Here is a 16,044-nt window from a genome sequence, read left to right as displayed (position 1 = left end):
CTCACCCTATTGCCACTCCCATCCAAGAGCCCAGGCTCTTCATCTCAAGTTGTTCGAACTTGTCCATCACCATATCCGGATCAAGACGCAATTCACATACATCCAGTGCACAAGCTACCGGAACAGCACAGTGAATCTCTGCCAGTTTACGAGACAGATGAAGCATATCGAGATCATTCTCAATCTTGTTACGTACCGAAGGGGTAAGTTTATCCATATTGTCCAAAATGCCTTCTATGGAGCCAAACTCCTGCACAAGTTTCAAAGCCGTCTTCTCCCCAATGCCCCGTACCCCAGGATAATTGTCACTGGCATCGCCCATCAGACCTTTCATGTCAATCACTTGACGAGGTGTCAGTTGTTTCTCCGTCATTAGAGATTCAGGCGTATACACCATGTAATTGCCATGACCTTTTTTCATAATAATAATGCTTGTGCGGTCATCAATCAGTTGCAGCATATCATGGTCACCCGTAAGTACCATCACGTTCATATCCGTCTGCTCGGTGTAGTACTTGGCAAGTGTACCGATGCAATCATCAGCCTCATATCCTTGAGCGCCAATATTCGGAATGTTCAAACTATCCATCACTTCACGAATCAGAGCAAATTGAGGAATCAGATCATCCGGAGCTTCCGGACGGTTCCCCTTGTACGCTGCATACTCTTCACCGCGAAAAGTCTTGCCCCCCATATCCCAACAGCATACGACATGACTTGGCCCAAAGGTCTGAACCGCATCCCAAAAATAACGGATAAATCCGTATACTGCGTTGGTTGGCACGCCTGCCTTTGTACGTCTGATATATCCGCTTGCAGATGTTGCATAGAATGCACGGAACAACACCGCCATACCATCTACCAGCAACAAAGTAGGTTCATTACGTTGATTCACTTGAATTTGTTCTCTCCTGTCCTGTATCTAGCAAATAAAATATCGAACTAATTCTATCATTATAGCATAGTTCCGCCAAGGATCGACCAGCCAAAAAAGCCCTGAAATTTGAACATTCAGAGCCTTTTTCACCTTGGTTCATTTAACAATCAATGAAATCATTCATCTATAAATTACGCGTTGTTCCATTCCTGCTCATACGTGTCTTCTTTGAATCCTACGGTCACTTTGTGACCATCCGTAACGATTGGACGTTTAATCAGACGACCATTGGAAGCCAGCAAACGAATCTGCTCTTCTGTGGACAACCCTGGCAGCTTGTCCTTCAATTGCTGCTCCTTGTACACTTCTCCACTCGTATTAAAGAACTTCTTCACTTCAACTCCGCTCTTCTGAATCAACTCCGTTAATTCTGCTTCGGATGGAGGTGTGTAGAAAATAGGGATTAATTCCAGCTCATGCCCCTGAGCTTCCAGCCATTTTACGGCTTTGCGGCACGTGCCACATTTGGCGTATTGATATACTTTTAGATTACTCATCGTTACTTGTCCTCCTATGTGTGCTCCGGTGGTGCTCCGGTTTCGACTTCTCGCTTCCCTTGGTTTGCTTTGCAAATCCAAAAGTCGCTCCAAACCGATACCATCGCACTGTAATTTTAAACCTCTTTTCGAATGAGAAAAATATACATTCGGTTATATCATTTTAGGATCAAGGCACTATGACCTAAGAGCTCTAGAACCAAAGAGCTTATAATCGCAAGACCTTAGCCTACGGCATATTGTTCGGATACATCGCATCCCTCACATGGGTTATCTTACATCCAGTTGATATGCGGACGCACCATGCACTGAAGTCCGCACACAGAGCAAATCACAGGCCGTTTGACAGCATTTCACAATACTTCTCTAGGTGATGCCTCCGTATCCAGGCGAGCCTCCAGGGCAGCCATATCAGCGGGCAACGGGGCTTGGAAAGTCATACGGCTTTGCAAAATGGGATGGTCAAACGCCAGCTCACATGCGTGCAATGCCTGACGGGCAATCCAAGTATCTCGTTCCTCCCGAACAGCCATGGTCTGCCCATCGATCTCATGCACAGGAAGGGTCTTGTACATCCGATCCCCAATTAACGGGCAGCCGATCGATGTCATATGTACCCTTATCTGATGGGTTCTGCCGCTCTCCAGCTTCAGGTTCACCGCACTGGCGCTTCCGCCCGCCCATCGGACAACGGTCGTGTATAACGTTCTTGCCGCATACCCGTCAGGTGTAACGATTCGACGATGCGGCTCTTCGGGATCACGATCAATCGGGCCATCGATGGCCCCCTCTTCTTGGGCAGGACTACCGTGCACTAAGGCAATATATTGTTTATCCACCGTTCCTGCGATCATCTGTTCAGACACATGCTGGTGCACATATGGATTTTTTGCGATTGCCAGCACACCCGATGTTTCCTGATCCAGTCGATGAATCGGCCTGAAGCGGAATCGCTCGCCTTTGGACTTCCAATAATGGACAACCCCGTTTGCCAAAGTACCTGTGTAATGCCCATGTGTTGGATGTACGATGACACCGGTATCTTTGTTCACGATAAGCAAGTGCTCATCTTCATACAGTATCGTAAAGGGAATCGGCTCAGGTAAAATATCATCCGACTCTTCCTGTTCCATTCGGACTTCCAGGACGTCACCTGCGCTAACTTTGACGCTGATGTATACCCGCTCGCCATTCAACATAATTCCCTGCTCTGTAAGTTTGATTCTCGACAGGAGCTTGCGCGAAACCTGTAGGCGCCGCTGAAGCACGGTTTTCAGCAGCCAGCCATCTTCATTTTCGGGAACCGTGTAAATAAGTGGTGAATAATAATCGCTCATTCTTTGTCTTTGCGGCGGAATACTTTTTTGCTCCGCACATACTCAATGTCAGCTACCTGTTGTCTCGCATTAGCAGTCCGAGCTACAACGAAGAAATAATCAGACAGACGATTCAAATAACGTCGTACAGAAGGGTTGATATCCGTGTGCTGTCCGAGTGTTACGGCGCGGCGTTCAGCGCGACGACATACTGTACGGCAGACATGTAATGTGGAAGAGAGCAAACTGCCCCCTGGCAAAATAAACCGTTCCACCTTCGGATTTTCCGCATCATACAGATCAATCCATTGCTCAAGCCGGGTGACCATCTCATCCCGTACTTTATATTTGGTTTCGCTAATTTTTACAAAGGCGAGATCGGACCCGCAATCAAACAATTCTTGCTGAATTTCGAGCAAGTGTTCACGCAAATCCTCAAATTCCCCATTTGCTTGATCAATAAAACTGATGGCCTGCCCAACAAAACAATTCAGCTCATCAATTGTCCCGTAAGCTTCAACCCGGTCATCGTCCTTGATGACCCGTCCACCAATGACTGAGGTCTGCCCCTCGTCACCTGTTCGTGTATATATGCCCATTGTAATCCCTCCTATTGTTAATATCATTCGCATGGTAGAACGCTGGGGTTAAATATAAATGCATTGCCCTTCTAGAGTTTAACTTAATCAGTATACTTGACCTGCTATGAATACGGGAATGCTATTATTTTCAGAAACCAGTGAGATCCTTCACACGTATATATGAGTTGGTGTACTCTGCCGAGTATACGCCAAATCCTTGCAAACCAAAAGTAGAGGAGACGATTATGCAAAACTGGATAACCGATTTCATGGAACAATACGGCTACATAGGCATTGCACTCATTATTGCGCTTGAAAACGTATTTCCCCCCATCCCCTCCGAAATCATATTACCTTTTGGCGGCTTCATGACCACCTACACCAGCCTGACCCTTCCCGGTGTTATTATTGCTGCTACCATTGGTTCTGTGCTTGGGGCTGTCATTCTCTATGGGATCGGACTGCTGATTGATGTCAATCGGCTGGAGAAGATTGTAGAACGTTGGGGTCATATTCTGCGGATCAAAAAAGAAGATATCCACCGTGTCGATGCATGGTTTGACAAATATGGAATGTGGACCGTACTATTCTGTCGCATGGTTCCCCTTGTTCGAAGCCTGATCTCAATTCCTGCCGGCATGTCCAACATGAAATTTGGTTTATTCCTACTCTTCACAACCATTGGAACACTGGCCTGGAATATTATTCTCGTCTCGGTTGGTGCGGCTCTCGGTGCTTCATGGGAGAGTATTCTGCACTTTATGGACGTGTACTCCCTGGTCGTATATGTACTTCTGGCGATTATTGTTGTTGGCTGTATAATCTGGTGGATCAGACGCAATAAAACTCGGAAATAAAGAAATTTACACGCATAGCTTTTGTCATAAAATAAAGCCTCCGCACCACCATTTGTGGTAACGGAGGCTTCTTTAGGCTCGTCCATCGTTTAACACTATGAAATACTAATCTTCATATCGCAGCCCTCGATCTTTGAGATCAACAGGCAAGCCAGATATCAACAGATACATCTGTTCCGAATGCGCCTGCAACGCCCGGTTAACTGACGCCATTCTTGCTGCAAAAATTCGTTCTTCCTCTGAAGGATATAAAGAACCGTGCATTTCATTGGTAATCACGAGCAGCTTTCCCTGGTAAGACAGAAGGGCGTTCAGCAACAGCTGTGTCTCTGAACGCTGCTGATCCAGATCATCACTTGCCCTGAACCCGGCTGACATCCATGCGGTCAGACTATCCACAATGACAATCCGCTGATCTGCCAGGAAGAGATTGGATTCTCGATTAATCTGGTGAAGCACCTCCGTCAGGTGCTGGCCGTTCCCAGCCTGGATGGCACGATAATGAGCGGATGGCAATTCGGGAATCACGGGATCATGATCACCAGTGGATAAATAGATGCCCTCCCGGCTAATCCGGGCTGCGTATCCAAGCGCAAATCGGGTTTTACCACTGCCTATGCCGCCTGTGACCGTAATTAGCAATCCGCTCCCCTCCTTCAGTAGCCATACTAGATTGCATTTACTCTGTCAGCGCCTTCAGCACTTTCTTGGACTCTTCGACATTAGACGCCGACACCGGAATGGTAGCAAACAGATTTTGCGCAGCATAATCTACATCTTTGAACATTTGCATGTCTTCCAAGGGAATGCCATAGAGATGTGATTCTGTCTTGATATCTGAACCGTCATCTCCTTCACCCTTTTCAACCAGGACCCCGCCTTCAAATACACCGCGCTTATACTTCTCCGCATCAAATGTATCATCCAGCGGAATATTGGAGCCGTTACTTCCGTACTGCTTCATATCAGCCTCAGGCAAAATGAAAATATCATGACCACCGGCCGCGTACTCTACCATAATTTTCTGCACATCATACATCGCACTGGTGATAACCTCCACCTTGGGCTCCTCGCCCAGCTTCTGCTGCAAATTAGCTTGCAACTGCTCCGAGATCACGGATGGATTTCCTTGGTTATCAATGATAAAAATTGTAAAACCGTCCTTACCGCCACAGCCAGCAAGCAGAAAAATCATAGAAATGATTGCGGTAAGCCCCCAAAATCTCTTCATTCCAGTTCCCCCTTTAGTCTCCTATGTACAATATATCACAATTGTTCCACGCAAAAAAATAACCCTACCTATCCAAAGCAATCTGTTCATAGATCAAAAAAAAAGACCCTTTCCGGGTCTTCTTCCAATCGAATATGCGTAACGTTTCGATACAACGAAAAATTACTTTCCTTTAATCGGATTAGCCTTCATGTATTCATTAATCTTCAAATCTAGCAAACTGCTAATTTCAATTACAATATCGGATGTGAATGATTTCTCTTCAAGGAATATCTGTTCCATCTTGCGGCGTAGCATATGGATCTCATCTTCCAAGGAAACGTTATGCAAAGATGCGTGATCCGGTTTCACCGACCATCGGTCGCCATGATCGCCTTCTGCCAAATAATGCCCACGATTAGTCGGTAAATCATATTCAACACAAAACAAAGCCAACCCCTCCTTGGAAAAATTAGTTTCCAAATACAAGAAAAACTTATTTCAAATTGAAATTATATCACAATATTTTGTAAAAGAAAGTTATTTTTTTCTAGTTTGAAGAAAGTTTATGTCGATCAGAAGCTTCTAATCCCTATTAACCCTCTTTTTGCAGTTTGTAAACAAAGTTTCCGATTCGTTCCAAGGCTTCATTCAATTGGGTCACAGATGTTGCATAGGAACAACGAAGAAATCCTTCACCTTGTGGACCAAATACATTACCAGGAACAGCCGCCACTTTATTTTCCGTTAGCAAACGCTCAGCAAAAAGATCCGAACTCAGCCCCGTCTTCTGGATACTAGGAAATGCATAAAATGCTCCCTGGGGTTCATGGCAGTCCAGTCCAATATCTCTAAAACCCTGCACGATAAGGCGTCTGCGCTGATTATAGGATTCAACCATTCTATCCTTCTCACCCAAACCGTTCGTCAATGCCTCAAGCGCGGCCACCTGTCCCATAGCAGGTGCACACATCACCGTGTACTGATGAATTTTGAGCATGGCTGCAATCAGTTCAGGATGTCCGCACATATACCCAATTCGCCAGCCGGTCATCGCAAAAGCCTTGGAAAACCCACTAACCAAAATGGTACGTTCCTTCATATCCGGAATCGTAGCGAAACTAACATGTTTTTGCGTATACGTCAGCTCAGCATAAATCTCATCCGCAATGACGATCAGATCATGCTTTTTAATCACTTCAGCAATAGGCAACCATTCTTCATAGGTCATGATGGCACCTGTCGGATTGCTCGGATAACAGAGGATAAGAACCTTCGACTTCGGCGTAATTCCCGCTTCCAGCGCCTCGGCAGTCAGTTTAAACTGATCCTTCGCATACGTTTCTACACCAACCGGTATACCTCCACCAATCGAAGCGATTGGAGAATATGCCACATACGAAGGTTCTGGAATCAGAATTTCGTCTCCGGGTACAATCAATGCACGCAATGCCAGATCAATGGCTTCACTGCCACCAACGGTAACGATAATTTCGTCCTTTGGATCATACTTGGTATCAAATTGAGTATCCAGATACTCGCTGATGGCTTCCCTCAGTTTCGGCATACCCGCATTGGAAGTGTAACTGGTCATGCCTCTTTCGAGTGAATATACACAAGCTTCACGCATATGCCACGGTGTTACAAAGTCCGGTTCACCTACACCCAGTGTGATGATATCCTTGTTATCGCCAACCAGATCAAAAAATTTGCGTATGCCGGATGGCGGTATCTGTTGAACCAAAGGTGCCAAATACGAAGTCATTTTCTTGTTGTTTCCTGTTGTCTGTTCATTCACTATCATGACGCATCTTCCTTTACGGCGAGATCATGAGACGGTTGTCTTCCTGATGGTCTTCAAAAATAATCCCGTCCTGCTTATATTTTTTAAGAATAAAATTCGTTTTGGTTGAAAGTACAGAGTCAATCGGAGACAATTTCTCCGATACAAAATTAGCGACTTCACGCAGGTTGCCACCTTCTACTTCTACGAGCAGATCATATGCACCTGACATGAGATATACCGATTTCACTTGCGGATACAGATAAATGCGTTCAGCGATCCCTTCGAAGCCACGACCACGCTCAGGCGTAATCTGTACTTCAATCAAGGCCGTTACTTTCTCATCATCAATCTTGCTCCAGTTCACAACGGTTGCGTATTTCACAATCACGTGGTCCTGTTCAAGCTGGGCCACGGCGTTCTTGATCTTATCTTCCGACTCCCCCAGCAGCGTCGACAGCAGTGCGGGAGTCCTTCTCGCGTCTTCCTTCAACAAATCCAGAACTTTTAATTGCAGATCGTTCAGATCCTTCATGTCTTTCCCTCCAGCGTCATCCAGCTTCCTGAAAATGAATTAATACTTATATTACATGAATTCAACGATCATGCAAAGACAAAAACCGCCCGCCCTGAATTCGGGCAAGCGGTGGTATGGTCTGTAACAGTACCTGCTTCAAACCATAATTACAAAGGTTACATGTAATAAGGGTTACCGTAATTCGGTTGATGCTGGGGTACATTAGGCGCCTGGTTGTAAGCACTGGCCTGCGTATTCTTTTCCTGAATGAACTGCTGGCATTTCTGTTGGGTCTGGTGGGCCGATTGAATCTGCTTGTCCACATCCTGGCGCAATGCCTTCGAGCCTACCGAATACATGTTGTTCTGCTGCATCACATTAAACAGCTCACCTTGCAAACGGAGTGTATCATTGGTCAAATCTGTGAACATCCGACGTGTAATGGGACAGGAAGCTTCGGTTGTTGCTGTCGTATATTCGCGCGCGGTTCGTCTTAAATCCGCAAGAATCGACTTCAACAAATCCTGTTCCTGCATAAAAGATCCACTAGATGATAAAGATTGAGAATACACACGATTTCCTCCTATACGGTTAGATTCGGCTTCTATTACTGTGCTTGTGTTGGAGCAATAGATTGATGTTGTTGCAAAGCATTAACGAGTGTGTTCAGATGCTGTTCATGGGAACGAACATAGTGATTCAGTGCCTGCTGAATTTGCGGATTATGTGAGATAGAAGCTGTAGCCGCGCACTGCTTGATCAGCAGTTCTTCATTGGTTATTGAATCCGCAATATAATTCAATTCTTTCGGACTCAGCGCTTGCATGGATTGATTCTGCATGTTTCGTTGACCTCCTCGGCATAAAGTTTATGCGCAATTATTGTTAACCCGGTCACTCAAAAGTATACAAACGTAATCATGAAGGAGATGTTTCTAATGGATCTGGTCTATGGTACACCGTTCTGGCCTTCCACTTTCAACCCAAATTCTAACTATCCCTCGCTACAAACCGACATCTCCTGTGACTGCTTGATCATAGGTGGTGGTATGGGGGGGGCACTGACTTCCGAATTGCTTACGGAGCGTGGAGTTAATACGGTTGTTATTGATAAGAGAAAGATTGCGCATGGCAGTAGTTCAGCCAATACAGGACTTTTGCAGTACACAAACGACAAAACACTGACCTCCTGTATCAATACCTTTGGTGAAAAGACAGGCGTGCGCTTCTATGAACTATGTCGTGAAGCCATGCAGAAACTCACACAAATTGCGGACAGGCTGGATACCGATCCCTGGTTTATTCCACGGACCAGTCTCTGTTTTGCCAGCAGCATTGATGATGTAGCCATGCTGGAGGAAGAATATCAAACGTTGAAGCATTATGGCTTTGAAGCTGAACTGTGGAATTCCGACAAAATCAGCACCCATTTCCCCTTCAGCAAACCTGCCGCATTATATACGTTGGGGGATGCTGAAGTGAACCCGTATCGTTTTGTTCATGCCTTGTTTGAATCGGCAAGCAAACGAGGAGCACGAATCTATGGACAGACTGAGATGATTCATTGTGAATTCGATGATGATGGTGTGCTGTGTCATACTTCAGGTGGGAAAATCCGCGCCAGCAAGGTTATTTTTGCTGCCGGTTATGAGACGCAGGCCATCAAAAAGGATCAAGGAGCCTACCTACAAACCACCTATGCTATCGCTACTAAACCGTTGCCTGACCTTAAGGAATGGTATGAGCACAGTCTGATCTGGGAGACGGCACGCCCTTACCTGTATATGAGAACCACACCAGACGGACGGATCATTGCTGGCGGTCTGGATGAAGAGACACCGAGGGAAGATCAGCGTGAGATTCGGGCAAGACACCGGGGAGATACACTCCTGGAAGAAGTTCGCTCTTATTTCCCACTGGAGGGTCTTGAAGTTGATTATGCCTGGGGTGCCGTATTTGGCAATACGAATGACGGACTTCCGTTTATCGGCCCACATCCTGAATACCCGCATTCTTATTTTCTTGAGGGTTATGGCGGTAACGGTACAGTGTACAGCATGTTCGCTGCTTCTATTTTGGCCGATGCTGTTACAGGAGTTGAGAATGGCGATATGGAACTTTTCTCATTAACGAGAACGAGTAAACCTTCTCCTGTGTAAGCAACGCCTCAAATAAATAAGGGTACAGCTCAGGATTATTCCCTGGACTGTACCCTTTTCCCTATGCTGAGGGTTCTTGCTGATCCGGATGTACTAACAAGTTGCGCATGAATATCCAGCCAATAAGCGGGAAAGCCCCAAGCGCCACAATAAGCCAGGTTAATGTTTGTAAAGAAGGGCCATTCATGACCGTCAGAATAAATACAGCAAGGCCAAATAAACGACCGACCATCAAACAAAGCTCCCTTAATACGACAAGTTCAACCCTTTTCTCTACATTTTCGCCGCTCGCTCCCATCAGGTCGAATCCTGCCGAAATCATTGGCAAAATATACAACGGCATCGACAAGGCAGATCCAATTCCCATAATTAAAAGCGTACCATAGCTGACCTTCCATAATAGCGGAATTAACACGATGAATAACAGTATCGCACCGGCTAACATCCCTCTGGACCTGTATTGCGGCTTAAACCATTTTCCTGCGGCCCAGTAACTCACCAGTGCTACGGCTGAAGTAATTAGCGAGAACTGCCCTAGTTTATATTCCTGCTTAGTTGCCACATAGACAAGCAATGCAATCAGAAAGGCAAATACGCCTTCCCGCACGCCTTGTGCAAACAGTCCCATGCCAAGCGGTCTCCATGCGCTATCCTTGGCAGACAACTGTCGCCACGGTTCAGACCAGCGGTATGTGCCGCTGACCTCCCTTTTTTTCAGAAAAAAACTGAACACAACGGCAATCACATATATGACCAATGACACCGTAAAAATAAGGCGATAACCCGAATTATCAACCATTCGTGAAATAATAAGACCTGAGAACCACGGACCGATGATGCCTGTCATGGAACCCAGCAGACCCACCCAGCCATTGAACAGGTCCCTATTCTCCCGGTCAGTCACCTCAAAATAAACCACATTGAACGCAATCCAGAACAATCCAAGTGCACATCCAAACAAAATCCCCAGAGGCCATATCCAGTCAACCGCTTTTGGTCCCGCCCATAAAACAAGCATGTAAAAAATACCTGACAAGGCCGTTCCTAATCGCAACGCACTCATTTTGTTATGTTCCTTGACCCACTTTCCCGCAAGCCAAAACGTGAGTCCAAGTGCAATTTGCTGGCTGATCGTAAACCATCCCAGCATGGCGTAGTCGGGACGACTTTTCCACAGATACACATTCAGAAACGTTCCCGACAAAGCTCCGGCTAACACAAACAATCCATTCACGCCTAGTAGCAGAATGGATTGTCGGCCCAGAGAAATCTTCATCTGCTCCCTCCTTATTCCACCTGAAGTCAGCACTTCACAGGCAAGGTCTAAGGGTTAACGTACCCCAAGCAGAAGGAAAACATGATGAACTTCTCCGATTATTATATTTTCAGAAACGTCTTACTCTCTTATTTCCGTGCACTCAAATTCTGGATCAGACGCAGACGGTCATCTTCGGACAGGTTATATTGAACCTGGAAGCAACCTGAGCATACATACATTTGTACAGAGAACGGCGCATCCAGCAACGAATCCGTACCAGAGACAGCATTGGCAACAGGATTGAACGTATCCTTGGTTGCCTTCTGTGTACCCGTGAGGATCATGAATTCACGGCAGTGTGGGCATTCCGGAACCTCTTCTTGCAAATCAAGCTGCTTCTCCACGCCTTCTTCGTATTGAATCAGATCATTGCCCTCATCCGCATATTTCGTCAATGTACGAAGCTCCGGCAATTTCAGCTCTACTTCATCTCCCCACAAATTGGCGAGATCCGTAGTTTGTTCATCGTCCTCAACATCATCCATATCATAGATGTCTTCCTCGGCTTCATTGTTCTCTTCATCACCGATATTGATGTTTAGAGTACGATATCCCTTTAATTCATTATGACAGTAAGGGCATTCTTCTTCTGGACCTAGCTCCTCATCCCATACAATTTCGGTGTGGCACCATGGACATACTGTTGGTTCCATATTAAATCAACCTTTCTCTTTCAGATAATCATGTGTTTAACACATATATGATGCCTATGGCAAAAAATACAATCGATGCAGCAAACAGAATCCGTATCAATATCTTCATGAACGGTCCCCCTACATGATGCTCGCGCCAATAACAAATGACAACGAGACGGAAATAATCATGGATATCAATCCAACGGCCCGGTTATCCGCTTCAATCTCCTTGTCAATGGAGAACACCGGTGTCAGAAACTCGAATAGAAAATAGGCAATGAGCAGAAGGACAAATCCTACAAATGACCACGTCATAGCTTCATACACCGATGATTTGGCCTGAATGCAGAAATGAAGCACGTTGCAGATTCCAAAGATCTTGCCTCCTGTAGCCATCGCAACCGCCACATTGCCCTTCTTGATTTCATGCCAGCATTTGTACTTGGTCACCAGTTCAAAGCAAGCAAGAAATACAAGCAGCTCCATAATCGCTACGGAGAAAAATCCGAGCACCATCCCCAAGGGATGAGACAGCAATTCGTCAATCGTCCCTTTCACTCATCGTTCCCCTTCCCCATTCTGCCGCCTGAACTCACTCAGGCGGCAGAACTTCTTTCATTCCTGGTCGGGCTATTCCAATTCTGCGACGGTCACACCGTTTCCGCCTTCTCCGTAATTGCCCAGCCGGTAACTTTTTATATGTCTATGCTTACGCAGGTAATCCTGAATACCGGAACGCAAAATTCCTGTTCCTTTACCGTGAATAATATACACCTGACCCAGATTAGCAAGGAAAGCTTCATCGATAAAACGATCTGTCTCCATCAAGGCTTCTTCCAGATTCGTCCCCCGCAAATCCAGTTCACTTTTCACATGGTCATCGCGAGTTCGTTTCACGCCGGTTACCGGTTTCTGCTTCGGTTTGGCTTCTGCTGGTGCAGACTGCTGTAATTCCAGGTCATTCAGGGATACTTTCATTTTCATGATCCCCAATTGAACCATGGCATCCTTGGTGCCTGACATCTCCACCACATGACCTTTTTGATTCAAACTGTAGACAAGAACTTCATCGCCCGGTCCGATGGCCCGAGACTTCGTTGCCGTTGAAGTGCGCTTAGCCGTCTTCTTGCGTTTCTCAGGTTCAGCTTCATCCAGTTGTTTGCGAGCAGCAATAAGTTTGTGCTCCTTCACGGATGCGCCTTCTTCCATAGCGAGCTGACGAAGATCAGTTATAATCTTCTCAGCTTCCGCTCTTGCCTTGTCCACAATGTTGCGGGCATCTTCTTCCGCTTTTTCAATGCGTCGGTCACGCTGCTGTTCCAGCTTCTCCAGTTCGGCTTGATGACGGCTGCGCAATTTCTCCATGTCCTGGCGCAGACGTTCCGCACTCTCACGTTCTTGCTCCGCAGTAAGCCGGTTCTCTTCCAGGGAAGCGATCATATGCTCTACACGCTGGTCTTCTTCTTTCACTTCGCCACGCGCGTAATCCAGAATGTATCCTGGCAGACCTAGCCGCTCCGCAATTGCAAACGCGTTACTCCGTCCCGGCACACCGACGAGTAGTCGGTAGGTAGGGCTCAGTGTATTAACGTCGAATTCCATGCTGGCATTAATAACACCTTTTCGCTCATAAGCGTAAGCTTTCAGCTCACTGTAATGCGTTGTTGCTACCATGCGGCATCCGGTCTGATGCATATGCTCCAGAATGGAGATCGCCAGTGCAGAACCTTCTGCCGGGTCGGTACCTGCCCCAAGTTCGTCAAGCAACACCAGACTTTTGGTTGTCATGTTCTTCAGTATCCGAATGATGTTCGTCATATGACTGGAGAATGTACTCAGGTTCTGTTCAATGCTCTGTTCGTCACCAATGTCCGCGTAAATCGCATCAAAAACACATAACTGGCTGCCATCTTCCGCTGGAACGAACAAACCTGACATTGCCATGAGGCTCAGTAAACCAATCGTTTTGAGTGTTACTGTCTTACCACCCGTATTTGGACCCGTTACGATAATGGATGTATAATCGTTGCCGAGTTCAATGTCGGTTGGCACTACATTTTCAATCGAGATCAGCGGATGGCGTCCCTTTTTAAGCTTGATGAATCCGCGATCGTTCATGCGTGGCAATGTGGCTTTCAATTCTCGGGCAAGACGTGCTTTGGCAAATATGAAATCCAGCGATCCCAACAGGTCAACATCAACCAATAACCACTCTGCCTGTTCACTGACAAGTGCCGTTAATTTCTGCAAAATCACTTCAATTTCGCGTTCTTCCCGGATTCGGGTCTCGCGCAATTTGTTATTCATCGCAACGATGGATTCTGGCTCAATAAACAGCGTTGCTCCTGAACCGGATTGATCATGTACAATCCCGCCAAAGTACGAGCGATATTCCGATTTTACGGGAATCACGAAACGGTCTCCCCGAATGGTAATCAGCTGGTCCTGCAGCATTTTGGATACCGTAGAAGAACGGATCATCGAATCCAGTTTCTCACGGATGCGAGCTTCACCGCCGCGCAGCTCACGACGAATCTGCGCCAGTGTTACACTCGCGCTATCTGAGACTTCGGCATTGTCGTCAATACAGATCCGAATCGCATCTTCAAGCGTTTTTTGCTCAGATAACTGATCACTGATATAGAAAATCGATTCCACCTTTTCATCATCGTGGAGTGCAGCGATCTGACGTTTCAATCGACGTGCTGCCATAGTGGTGTTGGAAATTCCCAGTAACTCATGCGGGTTCAACGTGCCCCCTATTTCGGCGCGTTTGATCGAAGCAGTAATATCCACAATTCCCCCAAAAGATGGAGAGCCTTTCAGACGATCAAACGTAAAAGCTTCATCGGTTTGCTGGAGCAGTCTCTTCACTTCTTCCAGTTCACTGATCGGCTCCAATTGTTCCGCTTTCTTTTTTCCCATCGTAGTCTGGGCAAAGCTTTGCAATGTATTTAAAATTTTGCGATATTCCAATGTTTTTAAAATTTTCGTGTCCAAGTGTACAACTCCTTCCAAACTATAACTGTATTATAACGAAAGAAACTTTCTAGCGCTATTTAACGAATCCTTCCACACATAACTTGGGACATAGCGCCGCAAACTACAGGTGTCAGGATTGTGCAACCTCACCATTGAACAGGATGTACAATGCTCAATCCGATCTGAATAAAGGAGGTATAACACCATGAATTTTCTGGGACATGTCGTGCGATTTATCATCGCCGCAATTGTATTGATGGTCGTCAGCTGGATCGTACCCGGATTCGCCGTCGGTGGTTTCTGGAGCGCACTGATGCTTGCTCTGGTTATTGCTCTGCTTGGCTGGGTTGTTGAAGGCATCTTCGGTAAAAGGGTTAATCCTTTTGGCCGCGGTATAGTCGGCTTCATCGTCAGCGCACTGGTGATCTGGATTGGTCAATATGTCGTAGATCATGTACATGTCAGTCTGCTTGGTGCTGTTCTGGCTGCATTGGTCATTGGGATCATTGATCTGTTCATCCCGGTTTCCACCCCTTTTGATGCCGGAAGAAGATCCAAAGATCACGCATAGGCTCCAACGGTACCCACTCCTCATAGACTGTTGCTCACTTCCCCTAAACCTCTGATGGCTTAAACGCCTGATGAGGTTTATTTTTTTAGGTCGTGTGCATGCTTATGTTCAAAAATACGACATAGGCAGCATGTACAGGCATCGTCAATTTGCGGTATGATGACTGGAGAAATCATTCAAATTTTATCCATATCACGCTTTTTGAGGAGGCATATGATGAAGAAAGGCATGGCATGGCTTGCGGCCTGTATGTTGATTCTGGTCCTTGCTGCATGTGGTGGAACTGGACAATCCGCAGAATCAAACGGCGAGTCCGACTCGGGTGCAACTGCAAGCGAAGAACTGGTAATCAAAGCAAGCAACTATGAATTTGACCAACCTGAATACCATTTGAAAAAAGGTGTCCCGGTTAAGATTGTTTATGAAAATACAAACGGAAACCATGGTGTTCTCGTGCCTGAGCTGAACCTTCGGCTGGATACCAGGAACAATTCCAAAGTGATTACTCCCGACAAAGCAGGGGAATTTGAAATGTCCTGTTCCGTCTATTGCGGAAGCGGTCACGGCAGTATGATCTCCAAAATTATTGTTGAAGAATAGTGTTCAAGACAAGGAGCCCCCGTAGCGACGGGAGCTCTTTCTTCATTATAACAAATTGTACAAGAGTGCGCTGTCCAGGATT

General features: G+C 46.2%; 19 protein-coding genes. 4 read left to right on the top strand and 15 right to left on the bottom strand.

Features of this window, described 5'->3' with window-relative positions:
• Nucleotide 1: 1 nt before the first annotated feature.
• The 4 genes from AC4PM4_RS18705 to AC4PM4_RS18690 form a co-directional block, all read right to left on the bottom strand.
• A complete protein-coding gene (locus AC4PM4_RS18705) occupies nucleotides 2–895 on the bottom strand; it encodes a 5'-3' exonuclease (protein ID WP_072734037.1) in 894 nt (297 codons plus the stop codon).
• A gap of 173 nt (nucleotides 896–1,068) precedes the next feature.
• On the bottom strand, nucleotides 1,069–1,434 hold the full coding sequence (locus tag AC4PM4_RS18700) for an arsenate reductase family protein (RefSeq protein ID WP_491614264.1): 366 nt from the start codon (nucleotides 1,432–1,434) through the stop codon (nucleotides 1,069–1,071).
• 353 nt (nucleotides 1,435–1,787) lie between these two features.
• The gene (locus tag AC4PM4_RS18695) at nucleotides 1,788–2,771 is read right to left on the bottom strand and encodes an RluA family pseudouridine synthase (protein ID WP_491614263.1); all 984 of its coding nucleotides are present in this window, start codon (nucleotides 2,769–2,771) and stop codon (nucleotides 1,788–1,790) included.
• A complete protein-coding gene (locus AC4PM4_RS18690) occupies nucleotides 2,768–3,349 on the bottom strand; it encodes a cob(I)yrinic acid a,c-diamide adenosyltransferase (protein ID WP_063564220.1) in 582 nt (193 codons plus the stop codon). Before AC4PM4_RS18690 ends, AC4PM4_RS18695 begins: the two co-directional genes overlap by 4 nt.
• A gap of 227 nt (nucleotides 3,350–3,576) precedes the next feature.
• Between AC4PM4_RS18690 and AC4PM4_RS18685 the strand changes: the two genes are divergently transcribed.
• Complete coding sequence (locus AC4PM4_RS18685) at nucleotides 3,577–4,188, top strand: DedA family protein (protein WP_024628348.1); 612 nt, start codon at nucleotides 3,577–3,579, stop codon at nucleotides 4,186–4,188.
• Between the two features lie 105 nt (nucleotides 4,189–4,293).
• Here AC4PM4_RS18685 and AC4PM4_RS18680 read toward each other — a convergent pair whose 3' ends face one another.
• The 7 genes from AC4PM4_RS18680 to AC4PM4_RS18650 all read right to left on the bottom strand — a co-directional run bounded on the left by AC4PM4_RS18680 (nucleotide 4,294) and on the right by AC4PM4_RS18650 (nucleotide 8,539).
• Nucleotides 4,294–4,830 carry a bifunctional adenosylcobinamide kinase/adenosylcobinamide-phosphate guanylyltransferase gene (locus AC4PM4_RS18680; protein ID WP_491614262.1) on the bottom strand — a complete coding sequence of 179 codons (537 nt, stop codon included), beginning with the start codon at nucleotides 4,828–4,830 and terminating at the stop codon, nucleotides 4,294–4,296.
• A 37-nt stretch (nucleotides 4,831–4,867) separates the two neighbouring features.
• Nucleotides 4,868–5,419 carry a type 2 periplasmic-binding domain-containing protein gene (locus AC4PM4_RS18675; RefSeq protein ID WP_063564218.1) on the bottom strand — a complete coding sequence of 184 codons (552 nt, stop codon included), beginning with the start codon at nucleotides 5,417–5,419 and terminating at the stop codon, nucleotides 4,868–4,870.
• Between the two features lie 162 nt (nucleotides 5,420–5,581).
• The gene (locus tag AC4PM4_RS18670; protein ID WP_323374397.1) at nucleotides 5,582–5,803 is read right to left on the bottom strand and encodes an aspartyl-phosphate phosphatase Spo0E family protein; all 222 of its coding nucleotides are present in this window, start codon (nucleotides 5,801–5,803) and stop codon (nucleotides 5,582–5,584) included.
• A 190-nt stretch (nucleotides 5,804–5,993) separates the two neighbouring features.
• On the bottom strand, nucleotides 5,994–7,202 hold the full coding sequence (locus AC4PM4_RS18665; protein WP_063564217.1) for an aminotransferase class I/II-fold pyridoxal phosphate-dependent enzyme: 1,209 nt from the start codon (nucleotides 7,200–7,202) through the stop codon (nucleotides 5,994–5,996).
• 13 nt (nucleotides 7,203–7,215) lie between these two features.
• Entirely contained in the window at nucleotides 7,216–7,716 is a 501-nt protein-coding gene (locus AC4PM4_RS18660; RefSeq protein ID WP_024628343.1) for an Lrp/AsnC family transcriptional regulator, read from the bottom strand.
• A gap of 158 nt (nucleotides 7,717–7,874) precedes the next feature.
• On the bottom strand, nucleotides 7,875–8,270 hold the full coding sequence (locus tag AC4PM4_RS18655; RefSeq protein ID WP_063564216.1) for a spore coat protein: 396 nt from the start codon (nucleotides 8,268–8,270) through the stop codon (nucleotides 7,875–7,877).
• A gap of 35 nt (nucleotides 8,271–8,305) precedes the next feature.
• Entirely contained in the window at nucleotides 8,306–8,539 is a 234-nt protein-coding gene (locus AC4PM4_RS18650) for a hypothetical protein (RefSeq protein ID WP_063564215.1), read from the bottom strand.
• A 96-nt stretch (nucleotides 8,540–8,635) separates the two neighbouring features.
• Here AC4PM4_RS18650 and AC4PM4_RS18645 point away from each other — a divergent pair, with 96 nt between their 5' ends.
• Complete coding sequence (locus tag AC4PM4_RS18645) at nucleotides 8,636–9,856, top strand: NAD(P)/FAD-dependent oxidoreductase (protein ID WP_090808658.1); 1,221 nt, start codon at nucleotides 8,636–8,638, stop codon at nucleotides 9,854–9,856.
• Nucleotides 9,857–9,917: 61 nt separating this feature from the next.
• Here the strand turns inward: AC4PM4_RS18645 and AC4PM4_RS18640 are convergent, their stop codons facing one another.
• From AC4PM4_RS18640 to AC4PM4_RS18625, 4 genes are all read right to left on the bottom strand, one after another.
• Nucleotides 9,918–11,132 carry an MFS transporter gene (locus tag AC4PM4_RS18640; RefSeq protein ID WP_072734041.1) on the bottom strand — a complete coding sequence of 405 codons (1,215 nt, stop codon included), beginning with the start codon at nucleotides 11,130–11,132 and terminating at the stop codon, nucleotides 9,918–9,920.
• A 128-nt stretch (nucleotides 11,133–11,260) separates the two neighbouring features.
• A complete protein-coding gene (locus tag AC4PM4_RS18635; RefSeq protein ID WP_063564212.1) occupies nucleotides 11,261–11,827 on the bottom strand; it encodes a hypothetical protein in 567 nt (188 codons plus the stop codon).
• Between the two features lie 120 nt (nucleotides 11,828–11,947).
• Nucleotides 11,948–12,367: a DUF350 domain-containing protein gene (locus AC4PM4_RS18630; RefSeq protein WP_162842430.1), complete on the bottom strand. Its 420-nt coding sequence runs from the start codon at nucleotides 12,365–12,367 to the stop codon at nucleotides 11,948–11,950.
• Nucleotides 12,368–12,439: 72 nt separating this feature from the next.
• Nucleotides 12,440–14,809 carry an endonuclease MutS2 gene (locus AC4PM4_RS18625; protein ID WP_491614260.1) on the bottom strand — a complete coding sequence of 790 codons (2,370 nt, stop codon included), beginning with the start codon at nucleotides 14,807–14,809 and terminating at the stop codon, nucleotides 12,440–12,442.
• A gap of 187 nt (nucleotides 14,810–14,996) precedes the next feature.
• On the opposite strand from AC4PM4_RS18625, the gene AC4PM4_RS18620 reads away from it, so the two are divergent.
• Both AC4PM4_RS18620 and AC4PM4_RS18615 read left to right on the top strand, forming a co-directional pair.
• The gene (locus tag AC4PM4_RS18620) at nucleotides 14,997–15,362 is read left to right on the top strand and encodes a phage holin family protein (protein WP_053780442.1); all 366 of its coding nucleotides are present in this window, start codon (nucleotides 14,997–14,999) and stop codon (nucleotides 15,360–15,362) included.
• A gap of 216 nt (nucleotides 15,363–15,578) precedes the next feature.
• A complete protein-coding gene (locus AC4PM4_RS18615) occupies nucleotides 15,579–15,962 on the top strand; it encodes a cupredoxin domain-containing protein (RefSeq protein ID WP_063564210.1) in 384 nt (127 codons plus the stop codon).
• The last annotated feature ends 82 nt before the right edge of the window (nucleotides 15,963–16,044 follow it).

The sequence above is a fragment of the Paenibacillus sp. MDV22-iso6 genome, from assembly GCF_058408365.1.
The sequence above is the reverse complement of the archived record's forward strand: the minus strand, read 5'-3'. Positions and strand labels throughout refer to the sequence as shown.

Bases quoted from the DNA above. Each gene is read 5' to 3' on its own strand.
- AC4PM4_RS18690 (WP_063564220.1), bottom strand. From the start codon at position 3,349: ATGGGCATATATACACGAACAGGTGACGAGGGGCAGACCTCAGTCATT.
- AC4PM4_RS18615 (WP_063564210.1), top strand. From the start codon at position 15,579: ATGAAGAAAGGCATGGCATGGCTTGCGGCCTGTATGTTGATTCTGGTC.
- AC4PM4_RS18685 (WP_024628348.1), top strand. From the start codon at position 3,577: ATGCAAAACTGGATAACCGATTTCATGGAACAATACGGCTACATAGGC.
- AC4PM4_RS18700 (WP_491614264.1), bottom strand. From the start codon at position 1,434: ATGAGTAATCTAAAAGTATATCAATACGCCAAATGTGGCACGTGCCGC.
- AC4PM4_RS18665 (WP_063564217.1), bottom strand. From the start codon at position 7,202: ATGATAGTGAATGAACAGACAACAGGAAACAACAAGAAAATGACTTCG.
- AC4PM4_RS18660 (WP_024628343.1), bottom strand. From the start codon at position 7,716: ATGAAGGATCTGAACGATCTGCAATTAAAAGTTCTGGATTTGTTGAAG.
- AC4PM4_RS18635 (WP_063564212.1), bottom strand. From the start codon at position 11,827: ATGGAACCAACAGTATGTCCATGGTGCCACACCGAAATTGTATGGGAT.
- AC4PM4_RS18675 (WP_063564218.1), bottom strand. From the start codon at position 5,419: ATGAAGAGATTTTGGGGGCTTACCGCAATCATTTCTATGATTTTTCTG.
- AC4PM4_RS18645 (WP_090808658.1), top strand. From the start codon at position 8,636: ATGGATCTGGTCTATGGTACACCGTTCTGGCCTTCCACTTTCAACCCA.
- AC4PM4_RS18650 (WP_063564215.1), bottom strand. From the start codon at position 8,539: ATGCAGAATCAATCCATGCAAGCGCTGAGTCCGAAAGAATTGAATTAT.
- AC4PM4_RS18695 (WP_491614263.1), bottom strand. From the start codon at position 2,771: ATGAGCGATTATTATTCACCACTTATTTACACGGTTCCCGAAAATGAA.
- AC4PM4_RS18640 (WP_072734041.1), bottom strand. From the start codon at position 11,132: ATGAAGATTTCTCTGGGCCGACAATCCATTCTGCTACTAGGCGTGAAT.
- AC4PM4_RS18620 (WP_053780442.1), top strand. From the start codon at position 14,997: ATGAATTTTCTGGGACATGTCGTGCGATTTATCATCGCCGCAATTGTA.